The sequence below is a fragment of the Nonomuraea aridisoli genome (assembly GCF_003236395.1).
In the GTDB taxonomy this organism is placed as follows: domain Bacteria; phylum Actinomycetota; class Actinomycetes; order Streptosporangiales; family Streptosporangiaceae; genus Nonomuraea; species Nonomuraea aridisoli.
The window spans coordinates 1-19,209 of sequence record NZ_POUD01000180.1; the positions used below are offsets into that span (position 1 = coordinate 1).

At 70.5% G+C, this 19,209-nt stretch carries 21 protein-coding genes and 1 pseudogene; 12 read left to right on the plus strand and 10 right to left on the minus strand.

Annotated elements, in window-relative coordinates; translation table 11 throughout:
- The 3 genes from C1J01_RS54285 to C1J01_RS32250 form a co-directional block, all read right to left on the minus strand.
- Window positions 1-231: hypothetical protein (locus C1J01_RS54285; protein WP_220040207.1), on the minus strand; the 231-nt coding region annotated here is incomplete at its 3' end.
- A gap of 170 nt (window positions 232-401) precedes the next feature.
- Window positions 402-1,778, minus strand: coding sequence for a diaminobutyrate--2-oxoglutarate transaminase (locus C1J01_RS32245; RefSeq protein WP_111182751.1), 1,377 nt, complete (start codon window positions 1,776-1,778; stop codon window positions 402-404).
- A gap of 14 nt (window positions 1,779-1,792) precedes the next feature.
- Window positions 1,793-3,028: an alanine racemase gene (locus C1J01_RS32250; protein WP_235854810.1), complete on the minus strand. Its 1,236-nt coding sequence runs from the start codon at window positions 3,026-3,028 to the stop codon at window positions 1,793-1,795.
- 255 nt (window positions 3,029-3,283) lie between these two features.
- Here C1J01_RS32250 and C1J01_RS32255 point away from each other — a divergent pair, with 255 nt between their 5' ends.
- Complete coding sequence (locus C1J01_RS32255; RefSeq protein WP_111182752.1) at window positions 3,284-4,186, plus strand: hypothetical protein; 903 nt, start codon at window positions 3,284-3,286, stop codon at window positions 4,184-4,186.
- A gap of 39 nt (window positions 4,187-4,225) precedes the next feature.
- Here C1J01_RS32255 and C1J01_RS32260 read toward each other — a convergent pair whose 3' ends face one another.
- On the minus strand, window positions 4,226-6,115 hold the full coding sequence (locus C1J01_RS32260; RefSeq protein ID WP_111182753.1) for a S9 family peptidase: 1,890 nt from the start codon (window positions 6,113-6,115) through the stop codon (window positions 4,226-4,228).
- A gap of 167 nt (window positions 6,116-6,282) precedes the next feature.
- Here C1J01_RS32260 and C1J01_RS32265 point away from each other — a divergent pair, with 167 nt between their 5' ends.
- Entirely contained in the window at window positions 6,283-6,867 is a 585-nt protein-coding gene (locus tag C1J01_RS32265; RefSeq protein ID WP_111182754.1) for a dihydrofolate reductase family protein, read from the plus strand.
- A gap of 129 nt (window positions 6,868-6,996) precedes the next feature.
- Here C1J01_RS32265 and C1J01_RS32270 read toward each other — a convergent pair whose 3' ends face one another.
- Window positions 6,997-7,347: a helix-turn-helix transcriptional regulator gene (locus C1J01_RS32270; protein WP_235854811.1), complete on the minus strand. Its 351-nt coding sequence runs from the start codon at window positions 7,345-7,347 to the stop codon at window positions 6,997-6,999.
- Between C1J01_RS32270 and C1J01_RS32275 the strand changes: the two genes are divergently transcribed.
- Entirely contained in the window at window positions 7,346-8,365 is a 1,020-nt protein-coding gene (locus tag C1J01_RS32275; protein ID WP_111182755.1) for an SDR family NAD(P)-dependent oxidoreductase, read from the plus strand. The two genes, C1J01_RS32270 and C1J01_RS32275, sit on opposite strands and share 2 nt — an antisense overlap.
- A gap of 28 nt (window positions 8,366-8,393) precedes the next feature.
- Here C1J01_RS32275 and C1J01_RS32280 read toward each other — a convergent pair whose 3' ends face one another.
- Together C1J01_RS32280 and C1J01_RS32285 are read right to left on the minus strand one after the other, a co-directional pair.
- The gene (locus tag C1J01_RS32280) at window positions 8,394-9,326 is read right to left on the minus strand and encodes a hypothetical protein (RefSeq protein WP_220040208.1); all 933 of its coding nucleotides are present in this window, start codon (window positions 9,324-9,326) and stop codon (window positions 8,394-8,396) included.
- A 62-nt stretch (window positions 9,327-9,388) separates the two neighbouring features.
- Window positions 9,389-9,748, minus strand: a complete 360-nt coding sequence (locus C1J01_RS32285; RefSeq protein ID WP_111182757.1) for a hypothetical protein — start codon at window positions 9,746-9,748, stop codon at window positions 9,389-9,391.
- A gap of 197 nt (window positions 9,749-9,945) precedes the next feature.
- Here C1J01_RS32285 and C1J01_RS32290 point away from each other — a divergent pair, with 197 nt between their 5' ends.
- From C1J01_RS32290 to C1J01_RS32305, 4 genes are all read left to right on the plus strand, one after another.
- On the plus strand, window positions 9,946-10,356 hold the full coding sequence (locus C1J01_RS32290; protein ID WP_111182758.1) for a hypothetical protein: 411 nt from the start codon (window positions 9,946-9,948) through the stop codon (window positions 10,354-10,356).
- A 361-nt stretch (window positions 10,357-10,717) separates the two neighbouring features.
- Window positions 10,718-11,125 (plus strand): YciI family protein, encoded by a 408-nt coding sequence (locus tag C1J01_RS32295; RefSeq protein WP_111182759.1) that lies wholly within the window; start codon window positions 10,718-10,720, stop codon window positions 11,123-11,125.
- 6 nt (window positions 11,126-11,131) lie between these two features.
- Window positions 11,132-12,277 carry an RNA polymerase sigma factor gene (locus C1J01_RS32300; protein WP_111182760.1) on the plus strand — a complete coding sequence of 382 codons (1,146 nt, stop codon included), beginning with the start codon at window positions 11,132-11,134 and terminating at the stop codon, window positions 12,275-12,277.
- Between the two features lie 98 nt (window positions 12,278-12,375).
- Window positions 12,376-13,164: an LLM class flavin-dependent oxidoreductase gene (locus C1J01_RS32305; RefSeq protein ID WP_111182761.1), complete on the plus strand. Its 789-nt coding sequence runs from the start codon at window positions 12,376-12,378 to the stop codon at window positions 13,162-13,164.
- Between the two features lie 7 nt (window positions 13,165-13,171).
- On the opposite strand, the gene C1J01_RS32310 is transcribed toward C1J01_RS32305, so the two are convergent.
- The gene (locus C1J01_RS32310; protein ID WP_235854812.1) at window positions 13,172-13,807 is read right to left on the minus strand and encodes a dihydrofolate reductase family protein; all 636 of its coding nucleotides are present in this window, start codon (window positions 13,805-13,807) and stop codon (window positions 13,172-13,174) included.
- 755 nt (window positions 13,808-14,562) lie between these two features.
- On the opposite strand from C1J01_RS32310, the pseudogene C1J01_RS32320 reads away from it, so the two are divergent.
- From C1J01_RS32320 to C1J01_RS50265, 3 genes and pseudogenes are all read left to right on the plus strand, one after another.
- Window positions 14,563-15,006 (plus strand): annotated as a pseudogene (locus C1J01_RS32320) (tyrosine-type recombinase/integrase); the annotation flags it as partial.
- Window positions 15,003-15,560, plus strand: coding sequence for a hypothetical protein (locus C1J01_RS32325; RefSeq protein ID WP_181449074.1), 558 nt, complete (start codon window positions 15,003-15,005; stop codon window positions 15,558-15,560). The pseudogene C1J01_RS32320 and the gene C1J01_RS32325, both read left to right, overlap by 4 nt.
- Window positions 15,561-15,797: 237 nt before the next feature.
- Window positions 15,798-15,938, plus strand: a complete 141-nt coding sequence (locus C1J01_RS50265) for a helix-turn-helix domain-containing protein (RefSeq protein WP_181449075.1) — start codon at window positions 15,798-15,800, stop codon at window positions 15,936-15,938.
- A 46-nt stretch (window positions 15,939-15,984) separates the two neighbouring features.
- Here the strand turns inward: C1J01_RS50265 and C1J01_RS32330 are convergent, their stop codons facing one another.
- The gene (locus C1J01_RS32330) at window positions 15,985-16,881 is read right to left on the minus strand and encodes a helix-turn-helix transcriptional regulator (protein ID WP_111182763.1); all 897 of its coding nucleotides are present in this window, start codon (window positions 16,879-16,881) and stop codon (window positions 15,985-15,987) included.
- A 243-nt stretch (window positions 16,882-17,124) separates the two neighbouring features.
- Between C1J01_RS32330 and C1J01_RS32335 the strand changes: the two genes are divergently transcribed.
- Window positions 17,125-17,823: an SDR family oxidoreductase gene (locus C1J01_RS32335; RefSeq protein WP_181449076.1), complete on the plus strand. Its 699-nt coding sequence runs from the start codon at window positions 17,125-17,127 to the stop codon at window positions 17,821-17,823.
- A 250-nt stretch (window positions 17,824-18,073) separates the two neighbouring features.
- On the opposite strand, the gene C1J01_RS32340 is transcribed toward C1J01_RS32335, so the two are convergent.
- Window positions 18,074-18,757, minus strand: a complete 684-nt coding sequence (locus C1J01_RS32340; protein WP_111182765.1) for a hypothetical protein — start codon at window positions 18,755-18,757, stop codon at window positions 18,074-18,076.
- Window positions 18,758-18,821: 64 nt separating this feature from the next.
- On the opposite strand from C1J01_RS32340, the gene C1J01_RS32345 reads away from it, so the two are divergent.
- On the plus strand, window positions 18,822-19,209 hold a 388-nt coding region (locus tag C1J01_RS32345; RefSeq protein ID WP_146615798.1), incomplete at its 3' end, for a MerR family transcriptional regulator.

Below are 19,209 nucleotides of genomic sequence, written 5' to 3' on the forward strand. Positions count from 1 at the left end.
ACGCGTAAGATCGTCGGCAGCGTCAGATGTGTATAAGGGACAGGCGGAGCGGGCGTCGCCGGCGGGCACCTGGGTGAGGGCGGCGGCGACCTGGGCGGCCAGTTCGCCGGGCAGACCGGCGGGGATGGGGCCTCCTCGTCGCGCCGCTCCCTCCGCGAGCGCGACGAGTACAGCACTGACCGCACGCTCCAGCGCGGCACCACCCGACACGCTGCCCGCCAGCGCGGCCATCGCACCATCGCGAACGGCACCGATCCGGATGCCGCGGTCCCGAGGCGCACGGTTCCGGGTGGCGCGGTCCTGAGGGGCACGGTCCTGAGAGGCACGGTCCTGAGAGGCAAGGTCGGGGTCGGTGTGGAGCGGCGGGTGCTCAGCGAGCGGGCCGCGGTCGTGGGGGCCGGTCATGCGCCCCGCCCGGCCGCCAGAGGAGCCGTCACCTCGGCGAGGGCGTCGGCCAGCCGGTCCAGCACCGCCTCCACCTGCTCGTCGGTGACGACCAGCGGCGGCAGCAGCCGCAGGGTGGAGTCGTACCGCCCGCCCAGCTCCACGATGAGCCCGCGATCGAGGCAGGCGGCCCGTACGGCGGCCGCCGCCCGGGGCGCCGCCGGGCGGGCTCCGCAGGCGTCGGGGGCGCCCGCCGGGTCCACCAGTTCGACGCCGATCATCAGCCCCCGCCCCCGCACGTCGCCGATCGCCGGCAGCTCGGCGCGGAGCGCGTCGAGCCGCGCGACCATCCGCGCGCCGACCGAAGCCGCCCGCTCCGCGAGCCCCTCGCGGAGGACGTGGCGAAGTGTGGCGGTCCCGGCCGCCATCGCCAGGGTGTTGCCGCGGAACGTTCCCGTGTGCGCGCCGGGCAGCCAGCCGTCGTAGTCCTCGTGGTACACGATCACGGCCAGCGGCAGGCTCCCGCCGATGGCCTTCGACATGACGACGGCGTCGGGGACGATGCCGCTGTGCTCGACGGCCCAGAACGCCCCCGTCCGCCCGACGCCGGTCTGCACCTCGTCGACGATCAGCGGGATCCCGCGTTCGGCCGTGATCCGCCGCATCTCGCGCATCCAGCCGTCCGGCGCGGGCACCGCGCCGCCCTCGCCCTGCACGGCCTCCACGATCATCGCCGCAGGCGGCACGACCCCGCCCGCGGGGTCGTCGAGCAGCCGCTCGGCGTACGCGGCCGACAGCTCCGCGCTCCGCTCGCCGCCGACGCCGAACGGGCAGCGGTACGGGTACGGGTACGGCAGCCGGGTCACGTCCGCCGCGATCCCGGCGACCGGCTCCTTGACGGCGACGTTCGCGGTGGCGGCCAGCGCGCCCATGGTCATGCCGTGGTACGCGCCGGTGAAGGCCAGCAGCCCGCGCCGGCCGGTGGCGGTCTGCATGAGCTTCAGCGCGGCCTCCACGGCGTCGGTCCCGGCGGGCCCGCAGAAGTGGATGCGCGCGTGGTCGGCGAAGCCGGCGGGCAGAGTGGCGAACAACGTCTCGGTGAACTCGTCCTTCTCCGGCGTCGCGAGATCCAGCACGTGCAGCGGCGCGCCGCCGTCCACCGTGCGCCGGATGGCCTCCAGCACCACCGGATGGTTGTGGCCGAGAGCGAGCGTGCCGGCCCCGGACAGGCAGTCGAGGTAGCGCCGCCCGTCGGCGCCCTCGATCACCATGCCCTCCGCACGGACAGGGACGATCGGAAAAGAACGGGCATAGGTGCGCGCCGCGGACTCCCGATCGCGCTGCCGGCGCAGCACGGCGGCGGGGCCGACCAGGTCGGCCGGATATGTGGTCATCGAATCCCCCAGGGTCAGAGCAGGTGGCGTTCGGCCACGGGATGGGCGAGGAACCGGTGCATGGCGAACTCCCAGCCGTACGACCCCGCGTACGGGAAGACGACCAGGTCACCCGCGCGGACGCGGTCCACCCGGACGTCGCGCAGCAGGGTGTCCTCGGGTGTGCACAGTTCGCCGACCACGGTGACCTCGGTGTTCTCCGCGACGGGACGCGGGCAGTCCTCGGGCCAGCGTTCGACGGGCAGCACCGCCATGTTGTGCACGATGTCCCACGACGTGGGGAGCTGGAAGTGGTTGATGCCGCCGCGCAGCACCACGAACGACGTGCCGTACGAGGTCTTCACGTCGGTCACCTCGGCGGCGTACCAGCCGCAGTCGGCCACCAGGTAGCGGCCGGGCTCCAGCAGGACCTTCGCGCCCGCCGGCGGCTCGACCTGCGCAGCGAGCTCGCCGAAGCGGGCCACGTCGAACGGCTTCTCGCCCTCGAACGCGACGCCGATGCCGCCGCCGATGTCGATGTGGCGCAGGTCCACGCCGTTCGCGCGGGCCGTGCGCGTGCTCCACTCCACGCACCAGCGCAGGTACGCCGCGTGGGCGTCGGCGTCGAGGTTGCCGGAGACCGCGTGCACGTGGAAGCCGACCACGTCCAGGCCGGGCAGCCGGAGGGCCTGGCTCAGGACCTCCGGCACGTCGGGCTCGGCCACGCCGAACTGGGACGGTCGCCCGCCCATGTGCAGCGACCCCGCGACGGGGATCTCGGCCGGGTTGACCCGCAGCGCCACGCGTGCCCGCAGGCCCTCGGCGACCGCGATGCGGCTGATCCGGTGCAGTTCGAGCAGGCTCTCGGCATTGATCGCCTCCACCTCGGCCCGTACCAGGGCGGTCAGCACGGGCACCGACTTGGCGGGCCCGGCGGCGACGACCGCCGGGGCGGCAGCGGACTTGGCCCGCAGGGCCAGTTCGAGCTCCGCCTTGGACGCGACCTCGAACCCGTCCACGTACGGCGCGAGTGCCGCGACGACGCCGGGAAAGGAGTTGGCCTTGACCGCGTAGTACACCGCCGCCCACGGCGGCAGCGCCGAGCGCAGCTCACGGGCGCGATCGGCGGCGACGTCGCCGTCGTAGACGTAGGCGCAGACGGGAGGCCCGGCCTCGCTGAGGAAGAGCAGGAGGCGGCGCAACTCCGGGGGCAGCACGTCCACCGGGTAGGCGGAGCGCGGCGCGGCGGAGGGCGGAAGCTGGATGGACACGGCGATCTGCCTCCGAGGTGACACGACGGGGCGAGGCCTGGATGTCAGGATCCTGGTTGGCGGGGGGACGGGCGGTGGTCCGGTGAACGGCACGGTTCCCCTTGGTGAGACAGCGGACGGCCCGGACTTCGGGCGCAGCCGAACTTAGGCAAGGCTAACCTAAACTCTCACCCAAGACTTGGCAAGGGTGTGATCACCGGAGAGCCCGACCGCGCACGACTTGACCTCCTCACGGCGGGACGATAGGCGTCGCCGGTGAAGATCACCGTGCCCGCCCTTGCCACCATGGCGGTTCTGACCTTGCCGGCCCCCGCCGCCGTCTCCCCCAAGGCCCCGAACCTCGTCGGTGCGGTCATCGCCGCACTCGTCGTCGTCCCCGCCGTGGTGCTGCGCCACCGCCGGTGGGCGCCGCGGCTGGGCGCCGCGCTGCTGGCCGGGCTCGCCGTAGCCGCCGTCGCACCGCTCGCGGGAGTGGGCGCGCCGAGCGAGGAGGAGTTCCAGCACGAGCTCGCGATCGCGTACGCCCTCGGCGGGCTGGCCGGCGCCCGAGCCTACGTAAGAATGTGGTCCCTGCCATGGGACGCCGACGACCTGGTGCTGCTCGCCCTCGCCTGCCTCGCCGCTGCGGCGCTGCTGCTCGCCCTCGGCGGGGCCGTGCGCGAAGAGGGGCGGCGCGAGCTTCCTCCGCTGCGCTGGAGGTGGCCGCTGGCCCTGTGGAGCGCCGCGTTGGTGCTGGTGAGCGTTCCGCGGGCGATGTTCCTGGCTGCTCGCGCCGACGGGCCGATCCAGCACTCGATCATGGTCATCGACGGCGCCTGTTTCGGCGGCGCGGAGAAACTCATGTCCGGGACGGCCCTCCTCGCCCTGATCCCGCCGCCGATCGTGGTCGCGTCGGGCTTCGGGCTGTGGGCGCTGCTGACCCTCGTCGGCGAGCGTCCGCTGGGCCGGGTGGTGGGCGGGCTGACGGTCGTGCCGCTGGTGGCCGGGGACATCATGACGACCTGGCTGCCCGTGCTCGGCTGCGCGCGGCCCTGGGAAGAGGCCGCCGATCTGCTCACGCTCTCGTGGGTGCTGTTCGGGCCTCTTCCCGTCGTCCTGATCCTGCTGGCCGTACGCGCGCGCCGAGCCCTCGCCCCGGACGTACGGCCCGCGGTATGAAACCGCGCCGTGCCCCCGCCGGCGGGGGCACGGTGACGCCTACAGGTGCCGCCCCCACCAGTCGAGGATGGCCTCGAAGCGGGCCACCCGATGGCTGGGAAGCCCCGACCGGGACAACTCGTGTCCCTCCCCCGGGAAGAGCAGCATCTCCGTCTCCACCCCCCGGAGCTTCAGCTTGACGAACAACCGCTGCGCCTGCTCCACCGGGCACCGCCAGTCGTGCTCCGAGTGAATGATCAGGAACGGCATGTCGATCTTGTCAGCGTGCGTGAGCGGGCTCTGCTCCACCCAGCGCGCCGGGTCCTCGCCGTACAGGTCACGCGCGAACGACCATCCGATGTCGCTGCTCCCGTGGAAGCTGTCGATCGCGTTGACCGCCCGCTCGCTGATCGCCGCCTTGAACAGGTCGCCGTGGTGAGCCGCCATCCACGTGGTCATGAACCCGCCGTGCGAACCGCCGAGCACCCCGGCACGGGAGGCGTCCAGCCCACCGGTGGCCAGCGCGGCGTCGAACAGCGCCACCAGGTCGAGCGCCGACAGCCGGCCGACGTCGCCCATGATGTGCCGGCCGTGCGCCTGACCGTAGCCGGAGGAGCCACGCGGGTTCCCCAGGACGACCGCGTAACCGGCCGAGGCGTAGATCTGGGCCTCGTCGAAGACGTGCCAGCCGTACTGCGCGAAAGGCCCGCCGTGGATCATGAGGAGCACGGGGTGCGGCCCCTCACCCTCGGGGCGGACGATCCAGCCGTGCACGGGGTATCCGTCCGGAGCCGTGCCGGTGACCTCCTCGATGGGCAGGACGTCGAGGCCGGCGCCGTACGAGGTGAGGGTGATCTCCTTGCCGTCGCGGAGGGCCACCAGCTCGCCGGGGGTACGGGCGTCGGCGACGGCCGCGACGATGACGTCCGCGGCGTGGGCGACGGCGTCGACCTCGCGCGGGCCGCTGATCAAAACGGTGGGTTCCGTCCCCGCGTACGGCACCAGCAGCAGGTCCTTGGCGCCCCTGTTCTCCACGGTGACGAGCACGCCGTCGGCGGTCGGGACGTACGGGGCGACGGGGAGGTGGAAGCGTTCCTCGTCGGTGAGACGGCGGGCCGCGCCGCCGGCGAGCGGCACGATCCAGAGCCCGGCGTTCTTGGCGACCAGGTGACGGCCGTCGGGGCCGGCGTCGGCGCCGAGGAAGCACAGGGCGTCGCCGTCCGGGGTGAATCGCGGCGCGGAAACCGACAGGTCGGTGGCGGTCACCCGGCGCAGGCCCGAACCGTCCGGGGCGCTCACCCACACGTCGCCGGTGAGCGTGCCGTCGCGCTCCTCGTGGCGGGCGGCCACGAACGCCAGCAGCTCACCGTCCGGGCTCCAGGTGACCCCGCCGTGGTCGAAGTCGCCCTCGGTGACCTGGGCGGCCGACGGCTCCTCGGCGAACGGGTCGACGACGAAGACGTGGGCACGCCGGTCGAGGAAGAAGCCCAGGTTGTCCAGGCGGTACTTGAAGCCGGTGATGCGGCGCGGACGTTCCTTCTCCGGCTTGTTCTCGCCGTACCGGCCCTCCTCGGGCACTCGCGCGACGAACGCCAGCCGCCGCGAGTCGGGGCTCCACACCGGCGCGCTGACGCCGAGCGGCTGGTCGGTCACCTTGCGCGGCTCGCCGCCGCCGGTGGGCATCACGTAGAGCTGCGGCTTGGCGCCGTCGCCGCCCCGTACGAACGCCACCCAGGCGCCGTCGGGCGAGTATGCGGGCTCCCCGTCGCGCGGGCCTCTCGTCAACTGGCGCGGCTCGGCGGAGCCGTCCGTCGGGACCAGCCAGAGGCCGCCGCGGTACTCGTCCGCCTCGAGGTCGGGTCGGGTCATGGCGACGATCGCATGCTTCCCGTCGGGCGAGATCGTCGGCGCGCCGAGAGCATGCAAAAGGGAGATATCCGCAGGTTTCATGCCCAAGACCCTAACCGTCCCGCCTCAACCGCCATAGCGGCGCGGAGATCACAGATTCCTGTACGGCGCTTGTCCTCAGTGACCTGCGGAGCTTCGGCCGGCCGATGACTAATGCCGCCATGCCGGGTCTGCATCACGACGAACTCGTTGTCCCGCAGGAGGTCTCAATGTCGGTGTCAGTGCTCGACATGTCGGTGTCGCTCGACGGATACATCGCCGGCCCGAACGACGAACCAGGCAACCCCGGCGGCGACGGCTTCATCCGGCTGCACGAATGGGGCCTCACCCCGGAGGGGCGGTTCCGCGAGTCGGGACCGGCCGGAAAGCTGCTCAGCGAGATACACGAGGCCGGCGCGGTCCTCTCGGGACGACGCACCGCGGAGCAGGTCGATCACTGGGGCGGCGACCACCACGGCACGGGAGTCCCGATCTTCGTCCTCAGCCACCGTCCACCCCATCCGTCCGTCGCGAACTACCCGCTGGTGACGTACGTGACCGACGGGATCGCCGGCGCGATGGCCCAGGCGAAGGCCGCCGCCGGAGACCGGAACGTCCACGTGATCGGCGCCTACACGGCCCGGCGCGCGATCGAGGCCGGCGTCCTGGACGAACTGCAGCTCCACCAGGTCCCGGTGCTGTTCGGCGGCGGCCGACGCCTGTTCGACGTGCTGCCGTCCCGCGTCGAGCTGGATATCCTCCGCGTGATCGACACCCCGGAAGCCACCCACATCCGCTACCGCATCCGCCGCTGATCATCCAGAACGGGAAATCGCTCCTCAAGCCGAAGGTGGCGCGACCCGCAGGCCTCGCCGTCCACAACCTGTGGGTGAGACCCCGCAGACAACGGCCGTCACGCCACGCGGCGAACGTGAGCATCCGTGTCAAAGGGCTCCCATCGCCGGCATCTCGGCGCGCACCCGCCGCCGGTAGCGCAGCGGCGACTCGCCGACCTCGCGTTTGAAGGCCGTGCTGAACGCGCTCTCCGAGGAGTACCCCAGGTCGGAGGCCAGTGATCCGACGCTGACGTCGCTGTCGCGAAGAGCGCGTTGCGCGAGCAACATCCGCCACCGGTTGAGGTAGGTCAGCGGCGGCATGCCCCCCGCCATGCGGAAACGTTCGGCGAACGTCGTACGGGACATCGCCGCCGCGCTCGCCAGCTGCCGCAGGTCCCAAGGCCGACCAGGTTCGGCGTGCATGAGGCCGAGGGCCGCCGCGATCCAGACTGATGTCATGACACAGAAACAGCACCCCATCGGCACCGGGTTCACCGCGGCGTCGACCGCCGACGACGTCCTGGCGGGGATCGACCTGACGGGCACGAACGTCGTCATCACCGGCGGCCATCAGGGGCTCGGCATTGAGGCGACCCGCGCGCTCAGCAAGGCCGGAGCGTCCGTCACCGTGGCCGCCCGCAATCCCGACCGGGCCGCCGCCGCCCTCGAAGGCATCGAACGGGTCGAGACCAGCCGGCTCGACCTGCTGGACCCGGCGTCGATCGACGCCTTCGTGGCCCGGTACCTCGGCTCCGGGCGCCCGCTGCACGTCCTGCTGAACAACGCCGGCATCCAGGGCGGCCCGCTGGTGCGGGACGAGCGCGGCTACGAGTCCCACTTCGCGAGCAACCACCTCGGCCATTTCCAGCTGACCAACGGACTGCTGCCCGCCCTGCGCGCCGCGCGGGGCGCCCGGGTCGTCAACCTGACCTCCGGGGCTCATCGAATCTGCGACATCCGCTGGGCCGACCCGAACTTCCTCACCGGCGGCTACGACGGTCACCTCGCCTATGGCCAGTCCAAGACCGCGAACATCCTGTTCACCGTCGAGTTGGACCGCCGGTGGGCCGACGACGGCATCCGCGCCTATGCCGTGCACCCAGGGATCATCGTCACCACGAACCTGGGGCCGTGGCGGCCCGAGGGCGCGGCGCCGACACTCGGGTTCCCCGTGGACGCGCTGCGGGCCATGGGGTTGCTCGACGAGTCGGGACGGCCGGTCATCGATCCCGACAACGAGAAGAAGACGCCGGGGCAGGGCGCGAGCACCGGCGTGTTCGCGGCGACCAGCCCGCTGCTCGACGGGATCGGCGGCGTCTACCTGAAGGACAACGACATCTCGCCGCTGGACGACGAGCCGAAGTCCGTCGATCTGGCCGCCGGCGCGTTGCCTTCGGCCAACGTCGTGCCGCACGCCCTCGACCCCGAGTCGGCGCGGCGACTCTGGGAGCTGAGCGAGCAACTGCTCAAGGTCTGACAACAGCCGCTCGGCCGTGGCCGCGAGGTCAGCCCTGCCACCAGTCGAGCACGCGGAGCGCGCGCAGAGTGTTCCAGCGGCTCGGCCTCCCCTCGCCGTCCTCGACGGCGAAGTGGACGCGACCCGGATGAACGCGGTCGAGCAGCCAGCGGCCGTCGGGCTGCCGTTTGGAGCGGACGATCTCCACGGCCTCCGCCATCCGGGGATCGCGTCCGGCCCCCGAACGCCGGAAGTAGTCGAGCGCACGCAGCACGTCGTGGTGCCAGTAGTACGGAAAGGCGAAGTCCAGATACGCCGCGTCGGCGACCTCACCGGTGCTCCTGCGGCGGAACAGGCCACGCTCGAGCAGGTACTCCTCCCCGCCGCGTCGCGCCTCGCCCACCGCGGCGGACCCGCCGGTCGCGCGCTCGAACGCGAGCAGCCCGTCCAGCACGTTGATCGTCGTGTGGAACGAGGAGCGCACGGAGCCGTACTCGGCCTCGCAGTTCCATCCGCCGTCGGCGAGCCGTTCGCCGACGACCCGCGCCACGACCGACGTGACGTCCACCCCGAAGTAGGCGCCGGTCTCGATCGTCCTGCCGTTGATGCACGGCTCGACCTCACCGTCGAAGTACCGCTGCCCGTCGTGCTCCCATCGACCGTGCTCGGCGACGAGCGGGATCGCGCGGCGCGCCGCCTCCGACGCCGGGTCGAGCCCGAAGATCTGCAAGGTCTGCAGGGTGTGCATCGTCGCCGTCCAGGGCTGCCCGGGTTCGCCGCCGGCGTAGGAGGCCGGGAAGCAGGCGCCGCCGTCCCACAACCCGTCGGCGCCCTGCAGCGCCAGGAGACGAGCGCCCCACCCCTCGCGCTCCACGCGCGCTCGCTCGGCGGCGACCTCCTCGGGCGAGGCATCCGTGAGATCGCGCAGCACCTGCCAGCGGATGGCGGGGTCGGACTCGAGCAACCAGTCGATGACGCTCACCGCCGCACTGTAAGCCATCCTCGGTGCGGCTGTATCGCGACCGCGCCGCTGCCGCTGATCAGTCAGCGCAGCCACCGCAGAGCCGCGTCGGCGCAGTCCTCGGGGCTGCTGTCGAAGGCGATGGCCGCGCCGGGCGCGTGCCTCCGGACCAGGTTGACCACCTTCTCGAAGAGTTCGAGCAGCGGATCGTACGTACGGAGGCCGCCCCCGATCACCACGCACGCGTAGTCCCCGCGGTTCAGCGCCTCCGCGATCGTTCCTTCGGGGTTCTCGTCCAGTGCCACCAGGCACCAGTCGGCCTCGATCCCTCGGTCGTCGAAACGGGCCTGACCTCGGGCTATCGCCGCCTGCACCGGCTCCGGATCCCAGCCCTGGATCTTGGCGGGATCGAGACCGATCACGAGTACTCGTGCCACTGTCACGTGTCCTCCTCCTCGCGGAACGCCGGCAACTGCGTGCGCACAAATTCGACTATTCGGTCATTTCGATGTGGAGTCATCCGGCAAGATGATCGACCGTCGGTCTCCCGAATGGCGGGGGACAGGTGAGAAGGGCTGGCTGAATGCGCAAGTCAACGACGACGATCCTCCTTGGCGCGGCACTGTCGATCGGAGGAACCATGGTCAATCCCGCGTACGCGGCCGCCGCCGTCACCCCTGAGCGGGTGTGCGGTTCCGGCTTCGCCCGGGTCGCCAACAGCAAGCAGGCCGTGAAGACCTCCTCCAAACGTGTCCTCGGTTACGTCTACCTGCTGTACAACCGCAAGACCGGCTACAACTGCGTCACCACGATCAAGACCTCGAACATCGGCGTCCGCACCTTCGTCATGGCCACGATCACGACGCAGACGCGGGGGGCCAACTCACGGGCGAGCGGCGAGAACGAGGGCCGGAGCGTCAAACACTACTTGGGACCGGTGAAGACCTACGGCAAGGGCCGCTGCGTCAGCTACATGGGGCGGATCCGGGACGACGGCCGCAATGCCGTCGAAGCCAAATCAAGCTGGAAGAACTGGGGCAACTGCAGCTGAACCGGCATCCGCGCTGGGATTCTCCCTTCACCCTCTTCCCACGCGGCTCTACCAGAAGGTCGGCATCCTCGACACGGACACCTGCTCGTCCTGGCCTGAGGGCGTTCTCCCCATCCTGAGCTGGGGTTGCGCGATGTACGCCTGCGTCGATTGCCGTAGCGAAGCAGCTGATCGACTTCGAGACGATCCTGCCGAGCGTGGTCGAGGAACTGCTCCCGCAACGGGACGAACGTCAGCGCACCTGACCACCGCCGAAAATCCGCCAGAAAAAATTCGCGGAGGGATGTCGAGAACGAGCCCGCGGCTCCGTCCCCGGAGAGAACACGGCGACAATGGCCGTAGCGCACCAAGGAGAACCACGATGGCCAAGTACCTGCTGCTCAAGCACTACCGGGGCGCCCCGGCGGCGGTCAACGACGTGCCGATGGACCAGTGGACGCCGGAGGAGGTCTCGGCCCACGTGAAGTACATGCAGGACTTCGCCGCGCGGCTCGAGAGCACCGGTGAGTACGTCGACGGTCAGGCGCTCTCCCCCGAGGGCACGTTCGTCCGCTACGACGGCGAGGGCCGGCCGCCGGTCACCGACGGCCCGTTCGCGGAGACCAAGGACCTGATCGCCGGCTGGATGGTGATCGACGTCGACACCTACGAGCGGGCGCTCGAGCTGGCCGCCGAGTTGTCCGCGGCTCCGGGCGCGGGTGGCAAGCCGATCCACGAGTGGCTCGAGGTGCGCCCGTTCCTGACCGAGCCCCCGACCATCACGGAGTGACACACGGTGGACGACGCCCTGCTGCGGACCCTCACCCCCAGTGTGATCGGCGTCCTCGTCCGTCGCGGAGCCGACTTCGCGGCGGCCGAGGACGCCGTGCAGGACGCCCTGGTCGAGGCCGTGCGCGTGTGGCCGGAGGACCCGCCGAAGGACCCCAAGGGCTGGCTGGTCACCGTGGCCTGGCGCAAGTTCCTCGACGCCGCCCGCGCCGACACCTCCCGGCGCGTCCGCGAGGTGCGCGTCGAGGCCGAGCCCTCGCCCGGACCGGGCGAGGAGGTGGACGACACGCTCCAGCTGTACTTCCTGTGCGCCCACCCGGCCCTGACCCCGGCCTCGGCCGTCGCGCTCACGCTGCGCGCGGTCGGCGGCCTGACCACGCGTCAGATCGCGCAGGCCTACCTCGTGCCCGAGGCGACCATGGCCCAGCGGATCAGCAGGGCCAAGCGGACCGTCTCGGGCGTCCGGTTCGACCAGCCCGGCGACGTCGCGACGGTGCTGCGCGTGCTCTATCTGGTCTTCAACGAGGGCTACTCCGGCGACGTCGACCTCGCAGAAGAGGCGATCCGGCTCACGCGCCAGCTGGCGGCCAGGATCGACCACGAGGAGGTCGCGGGCCTGCTCGCGCTCATGCTGCTCCACCACGCACGGCGCCCGGCACGGACCGGCCCCGACGGCAGGCTCGTCCCCCTGGCCGAGCAGGACCGCCGCCTGTGGAACACCCGCCTGATCGCCGAGGGCGTCGACGTTCTCCAGGCAGCCCTCGCCCGCGACCGCCTGGGCGAGTTCCAGGCCCAGGCGGCCATCGCCGCGCTCCACGCCGACGCCCGCACGGCCGACGAGACCGACTGGGTGCAGATCGTCGAGTGGTACGACGAACTCGTCCGCCTCACCGACAGCCCGGTGGCCCGGCTCAACCGGGCCGTCGCGGTCGGCGAGGCCGACGGCCCGCGCGCCGGCCTGGCCGCCCTGGCGGAGCTCGACCCCGCCCTGCCCCGCCACACCGCCGTCGCGGCGTACCTGCACGAGCGTGACGGTGACCCGGCGACCGCCGCCCGGCTCTACGCCGAGGCCGCCCGCTCGGCGCCCAGCCTCCCCGAACGCGACCACCTCACCCGCCAGGCCGCACGACTCAACACGCGGCTGCGCGGTTGACCGGCGGGCGGGCGCAGGGCCGCCCGCCGTGCGTGCCATGTGACCTGTCGGCGCCAGGGCCGGCCCGGATTGTCAGTACGGGATGCTTGGCTGGTCACATGCGCTTCGGCATCGACATCGCGATCCTTGGAGATCTCGCGGAGCCGTCTCGCCTGGTCGCCCTCGCGCGGGAGGCCGAGGCCGCCGGGTGGGAGGCGGTCCTGGTCTGGGACCATCTCGCCTTCACCTGGGGCATCCCATCGGCCGACCCCTGGGTGGGTCTCTCGGCGGCCGCCCAGGCGACCTCCCGCATCAGGCTCGGCACGGCCGTGACCCCCGTAGCCCGCCATCGCCCGGAAACCCTGGCCCAGACCGTCGCCACCTTCGACAGGCTGTGCGACGGCCGCGCCATCCTGGGCGCCGGCCTCGGCGGGGTCACCCGCGAGTTCACCGCTTTCGGCCGAGCCCGCCCCGGTGGCGCCGTCCTCGACGAGGCCCTGGAGGTCATCACCTCCCTGTGGTCCGGCGACGAGGTCCACCACCAGGGCGAGCATTACACGGTCGACGGCGTTCGGCTCGCGCCTCTCCCGGTCCAGCGTCCTCGCGTCCCGATCTGGGTCGGCGGCACGACCCCGGCCGCCCTCCGCCGCGCCGCCCGCTGGGACGGCTGGATCATCGGCGGCGACGATCAGGAGGGAAACATGACCCTCACCCCTGACGCCCTCGCCACCCGGATCGGCGGCCTGCCCCTCCCAGACGTCGCCCTCATCGGCGTCAGCGCCCCCGGCTCTTCGATCAAACCCTATGCCGACGCCGGGGCCACCTGGTGGTTCGAGCATCTCCATGGCCATCGCGGGACCGTGGAGGAGCTCGTGCGCCGCGTCAAGGCCGGCCCACCCCGCGTGTGAGCACCGCTCAGCTCGAACTGACGCCGCGGTCCTCGCGTCGCATGTCCCCGGTGCCCGGGGTGCCCGTGCCCAGGCCGTAACGCAGGAGCACCGCGCCCTTGGACGAGGCGACGGGCGGCTCGAGGAGCACCAGGTTGGCCGGCACCTCACCGCCGTCGAACACCTTCTTGCCGACGCCGAGCACGACCGGGAAGACCCACAGGTCGAGCCGATCGAACAGGCGCTCGCGCAGGAGCGTCTGCACCAGGTTCAGGCTTCCGATCACGTGGATGTGCTCATGCTTGTCACGCAGCTCCCGCACGGCGCTCACCAGGTCGGGGCCCAACTGCGTGGTGCCCGCCCAGTCCAGGTCCGGGTTGCCGCGCGAGGCGACGTACTTCGGGATGCTGTTGAACAGCGTGGCGACCCCGCCGTCGACCCCGTCCACCTGGTGCGGCCAGTACGCGGCGAAGATGTCGTACGTCCTGCGGCCCAGGAGCAGGGCGTCCATGCCCTCCATCCCGGCCCCGACGTGCCGGCCGACCGTCTCGTCGTAGAAGGGCGCCTGCCATCCCCCGAACGGGAAGCCGTCGGGGTCCTCCCCGGGCTCGCCCGGCGCCTGGCCGACCAGGTCGAGCGTCGCGAACAAATCGATGTGGATCATGCCCATGGTGTCCTCCTCGTGTTCCGGCACGAACTAGGACCCGCACCGGAACACGAACTCATCGTCACAGAGGACCCGCGATGCACGAAGCGGCGGGGACGGCGGCTACGCGTTGGCTGCGGCACTGGGCGGCGCGGTGGCGCTCGTCGTACTGGGTGGGCTACTTGGCGTGACCGCTGCTGTAGCTGCGCTCAGCCGAGAGTTGCGCCACTTCACCGGGGAGGTCTCCCCGGCCGGAGGCGACACCGTACAGCCGGAGGCAAATCTCGGGCTGGTGTCTGAATAGGCGCAGATGGCGCTCGAATACTGGTCGCGCCATTCCCTTATCCCGAGACGGATCTCCGTCGGACAGCCACCCGCCCTACCGAATCGCGATGTTCCGGTACCAGCCCATGTAACCGATGATCAGCCACCTTGCCCGCTGAGCCAGGGCTGAGGAACGAAGCCCTGGACCGTCAATCGCTCCCGACCTCGGACAAAGATGAGCCATGCTGTGGCGACTGTGAGTGCCGCATATACGGCGGCGCAGCAGGCTCAGAGCAGAGGGTTCGGTCCGTGTGCTGTGGGGCAGGCGCGCAGATCCCGGCCTGGACTCCCGCGCCGTCCCAGGCCGCACACCCGAACGGCGGACGGGCGCAGCGCGGCGGCGCGCCGCGCCACCGCCTTGACAGAGCACGGCCTGATGCTCCCGACAGCTTTCGGCAACCCGTCCGACCCCAACACCTTCTCGCACGTGTTCTCCCGCCTGGGCCAAGAAGGCGGGCCTCGACCACTGGCACCCGCACGAGCTTCGCCACTCCGGCGCATCGCTCATGCTCGCCCAGGGCACCCCTCTCCACATCGTCTCCGAAGTCCTCGGCCACGCCAGCATCGCGATCACCAAGGACTACTACGGACATCCTCTGGAGGGCGACCGCCACGACCGAGGCCATTTCCAGTGCTCTCCCGGGGAAACAGCCCCCAGTGGCTCCCAAGGTGCCTCCCGAAGACGCCGAAGACATCGGTTGAAGGCCGGAAAGCAGAAAGCCCCTGACAACGCAATGCCTGCTCAGGGCCCTTCGGGTGCAGAGCCGACGAGCGGCATCGAACCCCTGACCTTCTATTTACATGGGCAGGGCAGCGGCCATGTCGATCAATGGACGGTCACCAAATGCACGAGTCGGCAAGATCCAATTCTGGAGGCTATCGTACGGCTGTGACGCTTACCGATAGCGATGTGGCCGCTCTTCTCGCATCAGCCGGCCTGCTTTTCATCGAGCGCGTCAACCAAGAGAGTGTCCGATTGCCTCCCCTGCCACCGGGACACTCAGCCGCGAGTACAAGGCCCGAGCATGGCCGCTTCGACTCCCGCCCAGACGAGATAGCCGACGTCGACCATGCGGACATGCCTGACAAGGTCAATGCGGGCTGGTTCCGGATGGCAAGCGAGTATGGGCTCTTCAACGAAGATCGCGAGTTCCTGCTCTCAGTCTGCTACGCGCGATACTGGAAAACCGGCACTGGGGACGATGACATCGCGTGGGTTCGGGTACGCCTTCTCGATGAGTGGGATCTCGTCGCAGGTGAAGTAGATCTGCTGAGAAGCTACATGGCGGGGCTCTTCACAGAACGCTTCGTGCCGGAGTTCACGATGGCGTCTCTGGACGGACGGATGATGTTGAACACCACGTTCTGGGGCAACGGCACAGTCAGCACCATTGTCATACGCCCACATAGCGGACCGGTGGTTGATCCGAACGAGGCGCGCACCTAGACCTGTAGCTCTAGGCGAAAGACCTCCTAGTAACCAGGCGTGACGCCACGCTAGCCACGATGAGCACGGAATTCTCGCTTACCTAACACCCCCGGTGAGCTCCCCTGTCTGTCCCTGCGCGTTCGCGAGTCGCGCCATCCCAAAGCGACATTAGCCTGGTTTAACCGGCTGCCGATCTCATCGAACCGGGTACGGGCCCGGGTATAGGCCTCCTCTGCTGGCCCATACTCGTTCAACGTGAACCTGTCGATCCTCAAGTACAACCGCGCCAAGGCGATCCAGTTCTCCACGCTGAGCAAGATCTGCTCGGCCGCCAGCCCCAATCTCGACGCCGTCGGCCAGGAACACCGGCCCGGCCTCGCGGCCGTATCGCGCTGAAGCCGGGCCGCGTTCCCGGAGAGCATCGGTCGGAAGGCGGCGCACTTCAGCGCGGCAGGTCGGTGGGTTCTGTTGCCTGGGAGTGGGTGGCTGCCAGGCTGGCCAGGAGCTTGAGCCGGTCTTCGGAGGTGCTGCCTGGTTCGGCGGTGTAGACGGTGAGGTCGTACAGCGTCCGGTTGGACATGGGCAGGTCGAGGGACTGGAAGGTCAGCTCCAGGTCGCCGACCTGGGGGTGCCATAGCCGCTTGGTGCCGTCGTGGCGGATGCGGACGTCGTGGGCGGCCCACCGGCTACGGAACTCGGTGCTGACGGTGGACAGTTCGCCGATGAGTTCGCGCAGGGCGCGGTCGTGGGGCTCACGTCCGGCTTCGGCGCGCAGCAGCGCGGCGGCGACGACGGCGGCCGCGTCCCAGTCGACGAAGAACTGCCGGGAGCCCGGGTCGAGGAAGATGTAGCGGGCGAGGTTGGCGCGGCCGTGCTGGGCGGTGGTAGTGCTGTCGAAGACCGGGGCGAGCACGCTCCGGGCCAGCGCATTGACGGCGACGAGGTCCGTACGGGCGTTGCGAACGAACGCCGCCGACATCGTCATGGAGTCCAGCAGCCACTGGACCGGCGGCGGGACCTGGACGTCCTTGCGGCGCGAAGGTGCGCGGCGGGCGGCGTGGGCCAGATCGAACAGATAGGTGCGTTCGTCCTGGTCCAGGCGCAGGGCCTGAGCCACCGCATCGAGTACCTCTTCCGATACGCCACTGATGTGGCCCTTCTCCAGCCGCGTGTACCACTCGGTACTCACACCGGCCAGCACCGCGACCTCCTCGCGGCGCAGCCCGGGGACCCGGCGCCGGCCGCTGGCGGGCAGCCCGACCTGCTCCGGGGTCAGCTTCGCGCGCCGGGTGGCGAGGAAATCCCGGATCTGGTCGCGGTGGTCGGGTCGCTGCTCCATGCCTTTCACGGTAACCGCAGGGTTCGCGCAAGTGGCGGTGGTAGAGGGGTTGAGCTTGTCCCCCCTATGAACGCGCTCTGCCTCGTGCGCGACCAGGCGGGGTTTCCTGGGATCAGCAGGTGGAACGCGACCTGCGATACGGAGACGGACCCTGTCCGACCGTAGGGGTGATCGGCCCGCCCATCACCGTCGAAGCCCTCCTGTGATGCACCAACAGGACCTCCAACACCCGGGAGTATGACCATGACCGGCAAGACCGTACTGATCACCGGCGCGACCAGCGGCATCGGCGCCCACACCGCACGATTGCTCCTCGACCGCGGCCACCGCGTGGCCGTCACCGGCCGCGACGAGACCAGACTCAAGTCCTTCCTCGACGAGACCGGCCACTCCGATCGGCTGCTCGGCATCATCGCCGACGCCGCCGACTGGCCGGCCACCCAAGCCGCCGTGACCCGCACCGTGGCTCACTTCGGCGCCCTGCACGCCGCGGTGGCCAACGCCGGCTTCATCCCCGCCGACCACCCGCGCACCATCGCCGACGGCGACCCGGAACTGTGGGCGCCCATGGTCCTCACCAACGTCCTCGGCCCCGCCCTGCTGGCCAACGCCGCCCTGCCCCACCTCGAGACCACGGGCGGGCGGCTGGTGCTCATCGGCAGCGTCGCCGGCCTGAAGAACAGCCCCGCCAACCTCTACTCCGCCACCAAGTGGGCCGTCACCGGCATGGCCGAGAACCTGCGGATGTACGCCACCAGCCGCGGCATCGGCGTCACCCTCGTCAACCCCGGCATGACCGACACCGCCTTCTGGCAGGGCGGCATCCCGCCCTTCGCCCTGTCCCCCGAGCCCGTCGCCGAGGCCATCTGCTTCGCCCTCGGCCAGCCGGCCGACGTCGACCTCAACACCCTGACCATCCGGCCGATCGGCCAGCCGGCCTGAGGCAGATCAGAAACCCTGTGGCGTCGCAGCCGGTCGTGAGCCGTGGCGTTCCTGTCGGAAGCGAGACAGCCACCCCGGCAGCACGCCGAGCTCAGCTCACGGAGGGGGACCGTGACCTAGCTTGGTACGGAAATCGAACAGAAGTACCTGGGCCAGAGACTTCGGCAACGTCGCGGCGTGAGCTCTCAGGACCTGATCGACTGGATGACACGGAACGAATACTGCTGGCGCAGATTGCCGGCTCAGCCCCTCAGACCCACGCCCCTGACGCCCGAACACGCAAGCACCGCACCCCCAGAACGCCGTACCAGACCATGACCGGCAGATGGAGGACGTACCCTAGCTGCTCCATCACCTCCGTCGGGCCAGCCGTCCCCGTCGTCCACGGAAGCACGACACCGACCAGGCCGGAAAGCGCCGCGACCACGCCCGCGACACGAAGACCCGCGGACATCGGAATGCCGGCGGCGGACGCCGCCACGGTGGCGGCCACCCAAAGCAACCCGGCCAGATTGACCATCCACTTGGCACTGAGCAGGACCGCCGAGGCCACTGTCGCGGCCGCCGGGGCGGCGGGATCGGCAGCCAATTGAGTCACCGCCAGATTCCCCGCATCGTGCAAAAGACCGGCGATCCCGGCACCCGCCAGCAGACCACCCGCCAACGCCGTAGCGTGCGCCCTGGCCCCACCGACCAGCGGGACGCTCATCGCCAGCCCGGCCGCCGTCAACGCCAGCCACCCGATCACGTCGACGGCCAGCGCGGTGAGATGCAGCCCGGTCCGCTCGCCCACCGCCGCCAGCACGGCACCGGGCTCGGACGGATTCAGGGTCAACCCCGATGGCACCACGACCACCGCACCAGCGACCATGGCCAGGACAGAGATCAGCAGCAGCACACCGGCAAGCCGACCCCGAGGGTTCAGATCACTCATGAACGGTGACCGTAAAACCCTCACGCAGCGACAAAGTCAACACGCCGCCAGGAGAGGGAACGTCATGTGGCGAATCGGCCAACTGGCCCGCATGTCCGGTGTATCCGAACGCACCCTTCGCCACTACGACAAAATCGGCCTTCTGCTCCCCGCAAGTGTCGACCGCACAACCGGCTACCGCTGGTACGGCGTAACCGAACTCTCCCGCCTCGAACGCATCCGCGGCCTACAACGCCTCGGCCTCCCCCTCCGCACGATCGCCGACCTCCTGGACGCCCCCGAGACCCACCTGCACCAGGCCCTGACCGACCTCGTGACCACCCTCCGCCACGACCTCGCCACGCTGACCGCCACCATCGCACAAGCCGAAGATCACCTATCCATCCCGATGTCGATCCTCCCCCAACAGACCGTGGTGGGCCCCCGCCGACTCCACACCCGCCACCTGACCC